The 14,497-nt window shown below is 72.4% G+C and carries 8 protein-coding genes; 1 reads left to right on the top strand and 7 read right to left on the bottom strand.

Translation table 11 applies throughout. From position 1 onward, the window contains the following. Positions 1-23: 23 nt before the first annotated feature. Together G4D87_RS08630 and G4D87_RS08625 are read right to left on the bottom strand one after the other, a co-directional pair. Positions 24-1,334, bottom strand: coding sequence for a GspE/PulE/PilB domain-containing protein (locus G4D87_RS08630; protein ID WP_163780796.1), 1,311 nt, complete (start codon positions 1,332-1,334; stop codon positions 24-26). Positions 1,335-1,399: 65 nt separating this feature from the next. Continuing rightward, positions 1,400-1,786 carry a VOC family protein gene (locus tag G4D87_RS08625; RefSeq protein ID WP_163780795.1) on the bottom strand — a complete coding sequence of 129 codons (387 nt, stop codon included), beginning with the start codon at positions 1,784-1,786 and terminating at the stop codon, positions 1,400-1,402. A 12-nt stretch (positions 1,787-1,798) separates the two neighbouring features. On the opposite strand from G4D87_RS08625, the gene G4D87_RS08620 reads away from it, so the two are divergent. Next, entirely contained in the window at positions 1,799-3,184 is a 1,386-nt protein-coding gene (locus G4D87_RS08620) for a DUF4388 domain-containing protein (protein ID WP_163780821.1), read from the top strand. A gap of 8 nt (positions 3,185-3,192) precedes the next feature. On the opposite strand, the gene G4D87_RS08615 is transcribed toward G4D87_RS08620, so the two are convergent. The 5 genes from G4D87_RS08615 to G4D87_RS08595 all read right to left on the bottom strand — a co-directional run. Then, positions 3,193-6,291 carry an MYXO-CTERM sorting domain-containing protein gene (locus G4D87_RS08615; protein ID WP_163780793.1) on the bottom strand — a complete coding sequence of 1,033 codons (3,099 nt, stop codon included), beginning with the start codon at positions 6,289-6,291 and terminating at the stop codon, positions 3,193-3,195. Between the two features lie 9 nt (positions 6,292-6,300). Next, positions 6,301-9,897 carry a flagellar motor protein gene (locus G4D87_RS08610; protein ID WP_163780791.1) on the bottom strand — a complete coding sequence of 1,199 codons (3,597 nt, stop codon included), beginning with the start codon at positions 9,895-9,897 and terminating at the stop codon, positions 6,301-6,303. Next, on the bottom strand, positions 9,894-11,795 hold the full coding sequence (locus G4D87_RS08605; protein WP_163780789.1) for a hypothetical protein: 1,902 nt from the start codon (positions 11,793-11,795) through the stop codon (positions 9,894-9,896). The genes G4D87_RS08610 and G4D87_RS08605 overlap by 4 nt, the downstream gene beginning before the upstream one ends. 36 nt (positions 11,796-11,831) lie before the next feature. Beyond that, a complete protein-coding gene (locus G4D87_RS08600) occupies positions 11,832-13,493 on the bottom strand; it encodes a TolB family protein (protein WP_240358114.1) in 1,662 nt (553 codons plus the stop codon). A gap of 247 nt (positions 13,494-13,740) precedes the next feature. Further along, on the bottom strand, positions 13,741-14,497 hold a 757-nt coding region (locus G4D87_RS08595), incomplete at its 5' end, for a FecR domain-containing protein (RefSeq protein ID WP_163780786.1).

Below are 14,497 nucleotides of genomic sequence, written 5' to 3'. Positions count from 1 at the left end.
GACCGCGACGAGCGCGTGACGTCCTACGCGCTCTTGCGGCGCCGCATCATCGCCTCGTACGAGCGGCCCACGCTCTGCGAGAGGATGAGCAGCTCGCCCACGTCGGGCGGAGTGAGCTGGTCCGGGCCGTTGTCCACGTAGAGCAGGTGCACGACCTTGCCGCGCACCAGCAGCGGGAGGATGACGGCCGTCTTCGGGAACCCGTTGCCCAGCAGCTTGTAGAACACGCCCATGGCCGCATCGCGGCGGACGGGCCCGATGTAGTGCGAGCGCGTGTCCCGCACGAGCCGGAAGGTGCTCTGCTCCCGCAGCGGCACGCCGATGCGGCGCACCACCGCGTCGCGAACGCCCATCCCCATGCCGTGCCAGCCCGTCACGAGGCTGCCCTGCACCGACAGCAGCAGGTTCCGCTTCCACTTGCCCAGCGCGAAGCGCAGCACCGTGCGCGCCACGTCCTCGCGGTCCGAGCTGCGCGCCAGCTCCGCCTGCGCCTCCGCGAACGTCAGCGGCGTCGGCGGCGGCTCCGGTGCGCGCGGCACCTGCACGGGCGGCGGCGTGCCACCCAGCTCGGGCGCCAGGGGCGGCTGGACCTGCTGCGGCGGAACGACGATGGCCTGCGGTGGCGGCGGCGGAGCCACGGGCAGCTGCGGCCGGACCGTCGCCGGCGGAGGCACGGGCGCCACGGGGGCCACCGGCTCGGGCGCGGCCTCCAGCACCTCCACGCCGGTGATGATCTCCTCCTCGCCCATGTCCCCGTCGTAGTCAGCGCCACCGCGCAGGGCGGAGGCGTAGACGGACTGGAACTCCTCCTCGCTCATCAAATCCGCCGGCGTCTCCGCGGCCTTGGCCAGCTCCGCCCGCGAGCCCGGCGCGGGGCGGGGCCGCACCGCGTTCATGTCGATGGCGCGCAGCGGCCGGAACGCCTTGCAGTAGCGGCGCAGCAGCTGGTTCATCCGGAACTCGGGGATGACCACCGGCACCACGCGCTTGCCCGTCTTGAAGGCAATCCCGTCCAGCGTCGCGAAGTCGTGCGGGTTCACGACGGCGATGCTCACCCGCGTCGCGTCCACCCGCATGGGCAGGTACTCCTTGTCGTCCGCGTGGTTCGAGGAGACCAGCTCCATCGCCTTGGGGTCCGGAACCATCTCCCCGGACGCGAACGCGCTGTTGTGGACCTTGCCCAGCGTCTTCGCCAGGTCCACCTCCGACAGCAGGCCCAGCTCCACCAGGTTCGTTCCCAGCCGCCCGCCATGCACCACCTGGGCCTCGAGCGCTTCTTCGAGTCCCTCGGCGGTGACGAGACCATCCTTCAGGAGCTGTTCACCCAGGCGCATGGGGCCGCTTGTAGCCGTGCCCCGTCCCGCTCCGCAAGCACACCCGCACCCGTGGGACGGTGCGTCTAATCCTCCGGGTGATGGCTGAGCGCCACGCGGTTGCCCTCGGGGTCCCGGACGTACACCGACCACCGCGTCTCGTGCTCCAGCGGCACGCCCGCGCGGGCGAAGGTGTCCACCACCCCCGCCCGGGCGGCCTTCGGCATCCGGAACGCCAGCAGCAGGAGGCCCGGCGCCTCGTGGCGGAATGGCGTGGAGACGGGCTCGCCGCCCGCCGCCTCGATGGCCAGGAAGCCTCCCCCGGGCACGCCCACCCAGATGCTCCGCAGGGAGCCGTCCGGACGGAGATGACGGGTCAACTCCGGAAAGCCCAGCAGGTCTCTGTAGAAGCCGGTGACGCGCTCGATGTCCCGCGCCTGGATGGCCACGTGGTGGAAGCCCTGAACGTCCATGGCGCGGATGCTATGGTCTGCGCGCCCATGGCGCGACTGCTCATCGTCGAAGATAATCACGAGCTGGCCTCCCTCATCGTCGCCCTGGCGCAAAGCCGGGGACACGACGCGAAGGCCGCGGCCACCGGCGAGGCCGCGCTGGAGGCGCTCGGCCCCGGACAGCCCTGGGACGCGGCCCTGGTGGACCTGCTGCTCCCGGACATCCGCGGCAGCGAGGTGCTGGGCGCGCTGCGTGCGCATGGCATCCCCGCCATCGCCGTCAGCGGGGTGTACAAAGGGGACCGTTTCGCCCAGGAGGCCGTGCAGGTCCACGGCGCCCGGACCTTCTTCGAGAAGCCGTTCGAGCTCATCACCGTCATGGAGGCCCTGGAGCAGGCCGGTGGCGTTGCACCTCAACCCCGCGCTCCCCCGCCCATCGCGGAGAGCGTGCTGCTGGACGAGCTGCTCGATGCCGAGGACCTCATCGTGCTGGAAGAGTTTCCCCCTGAGTCCGGCGACACCGCCGAGCCCCTGCAGGTCGTCCCCAGTACGGACCCGTTGCCAGAGCCCGCGGACGCGGAGCACGCCCTGCCCCTGCCCTTCGGCCGGCGCGAGCAGGTGTGGAGTGAGACGGCTACACCCTCGACGCCGCCGCCCAGGCGCGCGCTGCCCGAATGGTCCCTGGGCGGCGTGCTGGGGGACACCACCGTCGCGCGGCTGCTCAACGCCTATTACGAGGCCCGCCACCACGGCGAGCTGAAGCTCCAGCAGGGCCAGGTGCTCAAGGTCGTCTACTTCGAGTCCGGCCGCGTCGTGTACGCCGCGTCCAACCTCGCCGCCGAGCGCTTCGGCCGCTTCTGCATCCGCCAGGGCGTGCTGCCCGAGGCCCGGCTCGCCGAAGTCAGTGCCTTCGCGAAGGAGCACGGCCTGCGCACCGGCGAGGCCATGCTGCGCATGGGTCTGATGGACGCGGCCCAGCGAAAGCAGCTGCTGGTGGAGCAGGTGAAGGAAATCATCTGGTCCACCTTCACGTGGAAGGAAGGCGGCTACGGCTTCAGTGCCATGCGCCCTCGCCGCACGGACCTGGTGAAGCTGTCCGTCTTCCCCGGGGACCTGGTGCTGGAGGGCGTGGCGAAGACGGAGACGCTGGTGACGCTGCGTCAGCACCTGCCGCGCTCGCGCCGGCTGTTCCCCACCGCCGACGCGCCCTACGGCCTGCACGAGCTGAAGCTCGAAGGGGCCCAGGCCCTGGTGCTGGCGTATGCGGACGGAAGCAAGACGGTGGAGGACCTGCTCGCCCTCACGGACCTGCCGGAGCGGCAGACGCTGGCCACGCTGCGGGGCCTGGAGCTCCTGGGGGTGCTGGAGGAGCGGCCCGACACGCCGAGCCGCCGCCACCGCATCACCTTCGGGCTGTAGCCGCCACCCTACTTCCGGCGGCGCAGCACCCGGGCCAGCGCCGCCAGCCCGAAGACGGCCGCCCCCGAGCCACCGCCCGAGCAGCCGCATCCCGACGTCGGCGGCGGCACCGCGGCATCCCCCGAAACGGGCACGCCGTTGAGGGTCATCTCCCCGCCCAGCCGCGGCGTGGACAGCAGCGGCGAGCGGCCCACGTACGTCAGCGTCCGCGTGCCCTGCGCGAGCAGCCGGAGGTCCTCCACCCGGAAGCCACCGTCCACCGCCTGCGGCTCCACCGCGACGCCGTCCAGCTTCACGCTGCCGGGCACCCACTCCAGCCCGTCCACCTGCTCCAGGTAGCGGAGGCCGCCGACCTCGCACTCGGAGGTGTTGCGCAGCTCCACCACCACGCCCACCAGCCCCTTCTCCGACGCCGTGGGGGACTCCATCGTGTGGCGCACGTCCACGAAGCGCTCGGAGGTAATCGGCAGCACGTAGTCCGTGGTCGCCGTGTTGCTCCCGCCCGCGTCGGCGAGGACGCGCAGGGTGATGGCCTGGCCCACCAGCGCCTCCAGCCCCGTCTCCTGCGTGCTCACCGTGACGCGCGGGCCCGCCAGGGAGACCTCCGACAGCGCGGGGCCCGCCACCTGTGACCAGGAGATGGCCACGTCGCCGCAGGCATTGGCCGGAATCGTCTGCGTCAGCGTGGCGCTCGCGCCTTCGCCGCAGCGTGCCACCAGCGCCCCGGCCTCGAGTTCTCCCAGCCGCGCCGGCAGGGGCTGGTTGGGCACCTCCACCTGGGCACGGCCGCCCTCGCGCACCGGCCCCTCACTGTCGTCGAAGAGCTCGCCGCGCACGCGGTAGGCCTCGGCGGTGCAGGACTGCGGGAGCGCGGGGCGCCACGTCCCGGGCACCGGCACCACCGCCGAGTCCAGGGCCTCACCGCTCAGCGTCTCCAGGAACATCCGCGCCTTCAGCGCGCGCGCGTCCACGCAGTTCAGCGACGTGTCCAGGGCGATGTCCACGTGCCCGTCGCCCGACGGCACCACGCCCAGCTCCAGGCTGCCCGTGGCCACGTCCTCCAGGGTGGGCTCCACCCGGACGCGGAGCTCCGCGTCAGCGCTGTCCTGCGTGCCACCGCCGGTGACGGGAATCCGATTCCTGGCGGTGAGGGACAGCGTCCCGTGCGCGCACTCCGCGGCCTCGATGCGCAGGCGCTCGCTCGACACCGGCGCGTCCAGCGTGATGGCCACGTCCTCCGCGGTCCTCACCGTGACACCTTCGGGGATGCCCGAACCGGAAGCGCTCAGCCGCCACTCCGTGGCCACGGCCGGCAATCCGGGCGTCCCCACGCAGGTGTGCAGCGCATCGGGGACGACGTCCACGCTGGCGCCTGGGCCCGACGTGAGCGTCCGCTCCCAGCCCGGAGCGAAGGGCACCAGCGGCCGGCCCCACGGCGCGACGTCCACGGTGAAGATGGCCATGGCGCTGGAGGTCACGCCGCCTTCGTCCACGCCACGGACCTCGTAGGTGTAGCTGGCCCCCGACGCCTCGCACAGCACGTCTGGCGGCGTGAAGGTCGCCTGGACCTGGGCGCCGCCATCGGTGGAGAGCAGCGGCGCGCCCGACTGTCCCGCGACGGGAGCCCAGACATAGCGCACCGCCGGACAGACCTCCGTCGCCGGCTGCGCGGTGAACACCCGCGACGCGCCCGACGCGGTGGTCGACGCTCGGAGGGGCGACACCGTGGGCCGCGCGGGCCCCTGGGTGTTCACCACCCGGAAGGCCACGGTGGAATGCACGTCGTGGGACGCGAGCCCATCCGAGGCGTGGACGTACAGGAGTCCCTCTTCGTCCTTGCAGACGGGCCGCTGCGAAACGAGCGTCACGTCGAGCTGGTCAGGGCGCTCGACGATGTTGACGCCAATCAGGTCCGCGCCCGGCGCTGACGCTGTATCCACCGACACGCGCACCGCATCGAAGTCGGCGTCGGTGGCGATGAACCGGGCCGTCGCCGTCCCTGCCTCGTTCACCACGATGGGCGCGGGCCCCACGTCCAGCACGGGCGCGTGGGCGTTGAAGTACGTCACGACGTTGAAGCCCGGCTGGTCCAGGATGAACAGGCAGAACGAGGAGCCGATGCAAGACACCTCCAGCGGCGTCGCCTGCGAAGCGCCCGGAAGCGCCGAGCCCTCGAAGGCCGGGTGGAAGCGCCACTGCGTCCCCGCGTTGTCCGCGCTGCTGGCGGGCACGGCGCCCAGCACCACCGGCTCCCCATTGGCCCCCACGCCCACAGCGAGGCCGAAGCCCTCGCCATGGACGCTGCCGTTGCCCGTGTTCACGTCCACCGAGGTGATGCTGACGGGCATGCTGTCGGGCAACAGCACGGTGGAGAAGGTCGTCCCGGCCGGGTCGAGCTGCCCCCGGAACAGACCGTCTGAATTGCCGAACAACGCGATGGGATGTGGCCCGCTTCCGCCGAAGAGGTCCACCGTGCGCGGGGACTGACTGGTCAAGAGCGGCGGCACGACCAACTGCGCCTGACGCCTGTCCCCCGTGTACCAGAGGAGCTCCGTCCGGGAGACACCGGTGACACTGAAGAGGGCGTGGGGCACGCCATCCGACGTCTCCGTCACGCCCAGCACGTCCGTGGAGGACAGGAGGCCCGCGTCGACGCTCAGCAGCGTCCAGGGCGTGGGCCCCTCGAGGCCCGCTGACGCCGACAGCAGGGCGAGCCCACCGTCGGAGAGGGCCACCGAGGCATAGCCCGCACCGGCCGAGGTGTGCTTCACCCGCCGGAGGCCCACCACGGTGTTCACCGGGTCCGGGGGGATGATGTTGCCGGCCGCGCGGCAGTTCTGGTGACTGATGATGTCACCGGGGCGCACGACGGCGGCGAAGCAGCCCGCCGGAGACAGGAAGGTGCCGAAGACGTCGCTGTTCAGGAAGACCACGGACTGGATGCCGTCCTCGTACAGCTCCGTCTGCGTCGAGGTGCTCACCGCGTACACGCCCGGCGCGAAGACATCCACCGTGCGGGCGATGCCCGGCACCTCTGTCACGTCCCACTCGGCGCGTGCCGCGGTGGCCACACCCAGGCAGAGGCTGAAGATGACGAGGGAACGCACGGCGTGCTCCTAGTAGGCCACTTCGGCTCGCAGGTAGAGCCGGTCCTGATTGTCCGCTGAGTCGGGGGACAAACCCAAGCCACTGAAGCCCAGGAGTGTGTACCCGGTGGCCAGGCGCAGCCGTTCATCGACCCGATAGGCGACTTCCGCGCGGACCGCGGTCAGCCGCTCGCCCTCTGGAGACGCCGTTCGCCGTGCCAGCTCGGCGCCCAGCTCCAGGCCCCCCACGATTCGCACCGCGGGACGGAGGGTGCCTGTCCACACCCAACGCCCTGAGTCCTCCGCCCGGGTGTGCCCCGCATGCAGGCCCGCCGCCACGGAGAGCCGGTCTCCCAGGCGCATCGCCGGCAAGAGGGAGAGGGTCTGCAGGGCCCGGTCCCCAAAGGCGGACCGGACGCCGGGCAGCAGCTCCCGGGTGATGCCGTAGCGCGCCACCACCAGCCAGGGCCCCGGCCGCCACGCCACCGCGGCGTAGCCTTCCACCAGCCGCGTCTCCAGCACGTCCGCGTTGACGGTGCGCGCGAAGTCCACCCGCCCGGAGGCCGTCACGTCCTCCAGCAACCGCGCCTGCGCGGCCAGCGCCACCACCGCCTGCAACCGGTCCACCGCGGTGGCCGCGCCCCGCTCCGGTGTGCCCTCCTCCCGGCGAAGCTCCACCCGCCCGTTCAGCCGCAGGCGTGACAGGACGAGCTGCCCGAAGACACCGCCCGCCTCGCGCTCCAGCGGGCTGTCCACGTCCAGCAGGCTGCGCACGCCGCGCTCGTAGCGCGCGCCCACGCTGAAGCCGCCCGTCACCTGCTGCTGGAAGCCCACGGCGCGAGCCAGCCGCACGGCCGTCGCGTCGTGCGAGCCCACATCCTCCACGAAGAGCGCGGTGCCACTCTCCGGCAGCTCGGTGCGCGCGCCCGTCAGCGTCCGTCCCGCGCCGAAGTCAGGGCCGTCCACGTCGACCGAGTAACCGCCGTAGAACACGTCCTGGCCCCGCCGGGACTCAACGTTCGCCCACGCCCGGGGGCCCAGCTCCGGTCCCCAGCCTCCGAACACGCCAGCCCGCGTGGCCCGGTCCACCTCGACGTCCACGCCCGCGGACGTGAAGGTGTCATCGAAGCGTCCGGGCCCTTCGCCATGCAGGGCCAGGGCCTGCCGGTGCGCGGCGCGGAGCTGTAGCCGCTCGAACACCCGCAGCGAGCCCGCCACACCCGCGGAGGTGCGGCCACCGAAGAGCGACGGCCCCACGCCCGCCACCTGCGCCGCGTTCAACCGCGAGTCGCGGACCTCCGCGCGGACACCCCACCGTGTTTCTTCCCAACCCACACCCGCGGCCAGTACGCGCGCGGAGAACCGGCTGTCCACGAAGGGCTCACGTGGGTCGGCCGAGCGCCGCTCGTCCGCCAGCAACGTCAACCGGAGCCGGCCCAGCGGCTGGCTCACGCGGAGTGACGACTGCCGGAAGCGCGCCGCGTCGGTGTGCGCGCCATCGGAGAAGCCCCGCCCGCGCAGACGGAACGCCGCGTCCACCGAGCCCTCACCCTGAAGCCCCGGACCTGAGAGCTGGAGGCTCACGGCCTCCGCGCCAGTGCCCAGGTCCGGCCGGGGACGGATGAAGCTGAGGCCACCGTCATCCGAGACGCCGAAGAACGACGCATCCACGGCGGTGCCACGGCTGGACGCCACCTCCGCCGCCACGCGGTAGCCGCCGAGCGCCGTGCTCGCGCGCCCCGTGTAGAGCGTGTACGGCCGGCCCTCCCGGCCCTCGCGCACCGCGCCCAGTCCCAGCCGCGAGCCACGCCACTCGCCCCACACCTCACCGCCCGCCGTGTCGCCCGCGTCCGCGATGCGCAGCGCGGCGTAGTCCACCACCAGCACCGGCTCCGGTGACTCCGTGGGCGCGCTGGTCCGCAGCCAGGCCTCGCCCGCGAGGAAGGACAGCGGACGTGCCAGGAGGATGCGGCCGGCGAAGTAGTCGATGTCGTAGTCGATGCCGCGAATGAGGTGCCGCTCGCCCATCGGCAGGCCGGTGACGCCGTCCCGCAGCTCCACGCGCACCAGCTCCGAGCCCTCGGCCACCGACGCCGCGCCCAGGTAGTACAGGCTGCCGCCCGTGGCGCGCAGCTCCTCGTGCGCGGGCACCGCGGACACCTGCCGCACCGGGTCCGTCAGGCTGCCGCCAAACGCCTTCACGCCCACGCGCGCCTGCTCCTCGCCGGCATGGACCTCCGCGTAGGGGCCGAAGAGCGGACGGTGATAGCGGCCCACTTCACGGTCGTGAAGCTGCGCGCGGTAGGTGCCCAGGCCCGCGCGGCCATGCTCCGCGTGACGCGCTTCAAACCGGAGGCGCGCCTCCGAGGCATTGGGCGTCAGCGACACCGAGTCATCGCCCCACTCCGCGGGCGCGAGGTCCGGGTCGGCGGCGCGGTCGAAGCGCTCCGGCATGCGCGGGCGGAGCCAGTCCGGCAGGCTGGCACCGTTCAGCGTGCGGCCATCTGTGTCTCGCAGGTCCAGCTCGCCCACCAGGTCCACCGCGCCCAGCCGTAGCTCGGCGTGAGCAGAGCCCCGTCCCCGCAATTGCACGTCGCCATTTCGCGGCGCATACGTGGCCTCCACGTCCAGCAGGCCCACGGCGAAGGGGCGCACCGCGGCGGCAATCTCCAGCGTCTCGTCGCGCGGCGGGCCCTCCGGCAGCGACAGCCGCACGGGCACCTGGTTGCGCCCCGGCGACAACACCACCAGGACATCCACTCGGCCTTCGGGCCCCACCACCACTTCGCCCTCGGGCGTGTTGACGCGCGTGCCCACGGGCGCCTCGACCCGCACGCGGGAGGCACCACTGGCCGCGGGCGCGTCACCGCCCGCGGGCAACTGGAGCGTGGCGAGGGGCACCATCGGCCTGGGAGCCACCAGCCAGCCGCCATCACGCTGCACCACGTCCACGCGCTGGCGGTACAGGCGCACCGTGCCCTGGGCCCCCGTGGCGGTGATGGACAGCGCGTTCTCTCCCGCGACGAGCGGCACCTGCGCCTGCCATGCCCCCTTCGCGTCCACCTGGGCGGCCACACCCGACACGGTGACGGCGTCGCCCGCGGAGGCCTGTCCCGCGACCCGGAAGCGCACGGCGCCCTGCCCTGGCGCGACCTCCGCCACGGGCGGCGCTTCGGTGAAGGAGAGCCGCACGGGCGCGGCCTCCACCGCGACGCTGCGCACGGCGAAGTCCTGGAGGACGACCGCGCCCCAGGGCACCTCAACGGTCGCCGCCTCCGGGCTCACCCGGCTGGAGACAGGCAACGAGCGCGTGTCCACCTTCAACCGCTGACGCCCTGGCCGCAGGTGCAGCCCGCCCACCGCATCCGGCACGCGGGCATCGACGCCGGTGATGTGGAAGCGGCCCCGCGCGTCCGTGCGGACATCACGGCCGGTGGTGAGCACCAACCGCACGTCGGGCATTCCCGGCTCATCCGCGCCACACAGCCCGTCCCCATCGACGTCCTGACACACCCGGCCCGCGAGGGTGGAGGCCTGCGACGGCGTGTCCTGCGACAGCGCCTGCGCCCAGGTGCTCAACGGCACCAGCAGCGCGGCGGCGAACAGGCAGGCCAGCAGGCGCATCATGGGCGCACCTCGGCCAACGCCGTGACGCCCGTGGCGACATCCGCGACGGAGACGCTCACCGGTCCCGGTGCTCGCACGGTGAAGGACGTGCGGCCTTCTTCCATCCGCTCTTCGGCTCGCTCACCCCCCGACAGCGAGACGAATACCTCGCGTCCGGTCAGCACCTGTCCGTTCGCGTCCTCCACCCAGTACGTCACCCGGCTCCCGCTCACCGTGAGCCGCACGTTCACCGGAACCTCAGGTGCCAGTCGCACGCGGTGGGACGCGGCGGACGGCACCAGCGGGCGCTCCAACGGAAACACAGGCCCGTCCGTGCCCAGCACGTGCACCGTCCGCGTCAGGCCCGTCCACACGCCGTGCGAAATCTCCAGCGTCCCCGCGCGCGCGGGCCCCAGGCGCGCCGTGCCGTCCGTGCCCGTCGTCACCTCGCGGCCATCCACCCGCAGCGGCTGCCCCGGCACCGGCAGCCCCGCCAGGTCGGACACGCCCGCGTACAGCGCGCCCGGGGCCCGCCACACGGTGATGCGCGCCGGCTCATTGCCCGAAGGCCCCCACGCGCGAGCACTCAGGTCCACGTCCGTCGCTTCACCCGTGGCCGGCGGAGCCCAGGTGCTGACGAAGGTCCCCGGCCGCGGCTCCTGCGCCGGAGCGAAGGTCCCCACCGGCGCGCTCAGCTCCACCACCGCACCCGGCCGGGGCCGGTCGAAGGCATCCCGCGCCGTCACTTCCACGCGCGTGCGAGTCCCATGGTGCACCAGCGCTTCATCCACCTCGATGCGGGTCGTCGCGACGGGCCCTTGCACCAGCTCCAGCGCCGGAGACTCGCGCGAGCCGGCCCCTCGCTGGGGCCACGCGGCTTCGATGCGCTCGTCGCTCACCAGCTTCCGCGGCGCGGTGTAGCGCCACTCCAGCAGTCCGCCCGGCGCGCGCGTGGGGCCGCGCAAGGTACCGTGGCGGACCTGCGTCGTGACGCGTGCATCGTCCACGGGCTGGCCCATGGCATCACTCGTCGCGCAGACGAGCCGGGCCTGGGACACGCCGTCCGCGGGGAGCCGCTGCGGCTGAAGCACACAGGCCAGGCCATCGGTGGGCGGCAACCGCAGGTCGATGGGCATCCGCCGCACGTTGCCCGCCTTGTCCACCACCCGCCCCTGCCCGATGCGATGTCCGGGCGGGACGATGATGGGCACTCGGAAGCGGCCGTCATGCCCGGCCGCGACCGGACCAAACGTCTGGCCCGCGATGTCGATGGCAATCTCGGCGTCGGGCTCCGTCGTCCCCGGCAGCGTCACGGACGCGGCCAGCGGTACGAGCACGCGCCCATAGGCCCCATGCACCGACTGCGGACTGGGCCACGCGGAGAAAGCCGCCAGGATGGCCACTTCGGGGTAACGCGTGTCCGGCAGGACGTAGCGCGCGCGATACGTGCCCGGCCCCGTCCGCTCCAACCCTTCCACACGCCCCACGCTGACCCGCACCACGGGCGGCGCGCCGCTGTCATCCGCGGTGCCATCCGGCCGAACCAGCTGGACGGTGAGCCGCGCTTCCGTGTCCTTGCCCTTCACGGGCGCGGGTGGCTCCAGCGCCAGCCGCACCTCGGCGGCCGGTGGCCCCAGCACGTAGCGCGCTTGGGCCGCCAGTCCGTCCACGCTCGCGCGGACCACGACGTCACGCGCGCCCGGACGCGGCACCACCAGGAACGTGCGCAGCGGCGGCTGCGCGGTGTCCTCGCGCAGCTCCGCGCCATCGGCTTGCACGGCGGGCTTGCCCATCGGAACCGGAAGGCCCGCCGAATCCTTGCGCACGAGTGCCACGGGGAATCCATCCGGCGCCACGGCGGACGACGGCCCGAGTATCTCGAGCGTGTCCGCCCAGGCCGGGGCACACAGCAGCAACAATCCGAGGAGGAGAAACCGGTTCAGGGCCGCGCCAGTCTACAGGGCGCGGCGGCTGTGCCGAAGCCCCTTCCGCATCCGCGCGCTCGGACGCAGCCAACACGCCAGCAACAGGATCACCCCGGAAAGCGTCAACGGCCCGCCGCCGGTGCTACAGCCTCGAACCCCTGCGTCACGCACCGGCCCCTCGGGCACGAAGGTCACCGGCGACACCGCCGAGGACGAAGATGACACCGGCTTCAACGCACGCCCCGGAATGACGCGGGCTCCCGTGGCGATGTCCGCCACGGGCTGGCAATCGGTGGGGGGCCCGTACACGCGAAGCCGGAAGGCGCTGCCGGGCCTGCCGGAGATGAGCGCCGCCAGCGAGTTGTGGCCATCCAGCGGGGCGCGCGTGGCCACCAGCGAAACGCCCTGCTTGAAGCGGGACGGGTCCACCAACTCGCGGCCGTTGATCCACACCCAGCCCGCCGTGGAGTCCTCGCCGTTGTAGCCGTTGTCCACGCACAACACGCCCTCTCCCGTGCCCGCGAACCCGAGCGCCACGCCGTTGGGCTGGCCGCTGGTGCGCGCGACCTCCAGCGCCGCGAGCAACGGCCAGCTACCGGGCCGCGCGCAGACCTCCTCGGGGGACGGCGTGTCCACCGCCGCGAGCTTGCACCCGGGCTCGTCATCCAGCTTGAAGGTGAAGGCATGGACGTTGAAGTCGCCGTTCTCCGAGACGGTCCACACCACGCGCACCGTGCCGTCCGCGTCCACGCTCAAGTCGGTGAGGCTCTCGTTCTGCGGCGTCTCGGTGATGGCGTAGAGCGTCTCGGTGCTCAAGTCGTAGAGCACGATGTCGAAGTCGTTCTTCGCCGGGTCCCTGCGCTCGAAGGCCACCAGCGAACCGCTGATGCTGGGGTTCGCGTCCAGCCCCGGCAGCGCCAGCCGCTGCTCCGTGCCGCCATTCAGGGGCTTCCAGTAGATGTCCCGGTCCGTCACGCCATCGAGCGTCCGCGTGCTGGCGTAGACGGCGATGTCCCCGTTGGTGTCCGGCTGCGACTCCTCGCCCTCGCTGCCCGTCAGCGCCTGCGAGCTGAAGCCGTTGGCGCTCCGCCGCGCCTGCCAGATGTCGCAACGCAGGCCCTGCTCGTCGCACTTGGCCCAGACGACCGTCGCGCCATCCGGCGACACCGCGGGCGTGCGGTCCTGGAACGTGTCATCCGTGAGCCGGGTGAGCGTGCCCTGGTCCAAGTCAAACACGGCGATCTCCGGCTGCGACGTCACGCCGGTGTAGCCGAAGTCCTGCCACGCCACCGTGCGGCCACCAATCACCGCGGAGCGCCGGCTGCTGCCCGCCTCCGGCGCCAGCTCCCGAGGCGCCGCGTCCACGTCCACGTCGAACGTGTAGATGGCGCTGGAGGTGCTCACGCGCGTGAAGACGATGGTGCCGTCCGAGATGTCCGACACGAAGTCGAACGCGCCTCCGTTGGGGATGGCCGTGTCCGCGGAGGTCCGCAGGTCGTGGTAGCGAATCTCGCTCGTGCCGCGGGACTCGTTCGTGTAGGCCACCCGCGGCCCGCTGACGTGCGGGTCCGTCTGGTCACCCGGTCCGCCGGCCACCACGTGCAGGGTGCCCGTCAGGGTGCGGAGCTCCGGTGGGGAGGCGAAGGCGAGCGGGGAAAACAGGCAGCAACTCAGGGCCAGTGTCCGCAGCATCGGAGAGGACCTCCCGGGGGTTCCGAAATGAAGACCCATGCCCGCCCAAGGCGCAGTGGGTCCGGAACCTGTCCGGTGCTGACTTCCCACGGCGGTCACGGCCGGCCGGACTTCAGGCCCCGCGGCTTTGCGCACCTGGGCTTTCGCCCGGGATTGCCCTTGAACAGGAATGACTCCTCCCGAGAGTGTAGGGAGCCTCCTCGCCATGGGTCAAGGCGAACACCCGCTCGCACCCACGGTTGCTGCGTCAATCGTCGCGCGCCTGATTCCAGATGTTCTCGGTATCCGTCTTGAGCGGGGGCGGTGTGGTGTCCACGACGACGTCCTTGCTGTCCTGCTGTCGCAGCCGCCCCACGCCATACGCCTGGACGTCCACCGTGTTGCGGCCCTCGCGAAGAACCACCTTTCGCTGGAAGTTTCCCTCCGCATCGGACTTGACGCTGACGCCATCCACCTCCACGCGGCTGCCCGGGGACGTCTGCCCGCGCACGACGAGCTCACGCTCGCGGCGGGTGCGCCCGGTGGGCCAGTCCACCTTGAGCAGGAGGCTGGTGGGGATGGGGGACGGCTCCGACGGCGCCTGCCCCGGGCGGACGACGGCCTGCTGTCCCGCGCGGACGATGACGACCTTGCCCTGACCGAGCAGCGTCACCTCGCCTTCGCGCGTGCCCACCGCCACGGTGCCCTCGCCGTTGTTGCTCATGGTGAAGGCACCGGCCTGCTGCAACGTCGCCTTGGCGTCCGAGTTCGCCGCCTTCACCTCGAAGGTGTGACGCTGCCCTGGCCGCACGACGGCGGTGGCCATGCCGCGTGAGAGCAGGATGCGCGACAGCGACTCGGTCAGCTCGTCCACGGAGATCTCCGTGCCCGGGTCCATGTGCACTTCCACGGACTCGCCGCCAATCAGCATGGCGTACGAGCCGTCATCGGTGCGCACGCGCTCGTCGCGGCCCAGCGCCATGCCCGCCGTGGCTTCGCGCCACGAGCCGTCCGTGTGCTGCACC

Origin of the sequence: Myxococcus vastator, assembly GCF_010894475.1 — a bacterium.
Taxonomy (GTDB): domain Bacteria; phylum Myxococcota; class Myxococcia; order Myxococcales; family Myxococcaceae; genus Myxococcus; species Myxococcus vastator.
Note: the sequence above shows the minus strand (reverse complement) of the source record. Positions and strands in the feature narration are given on the sequence as shown.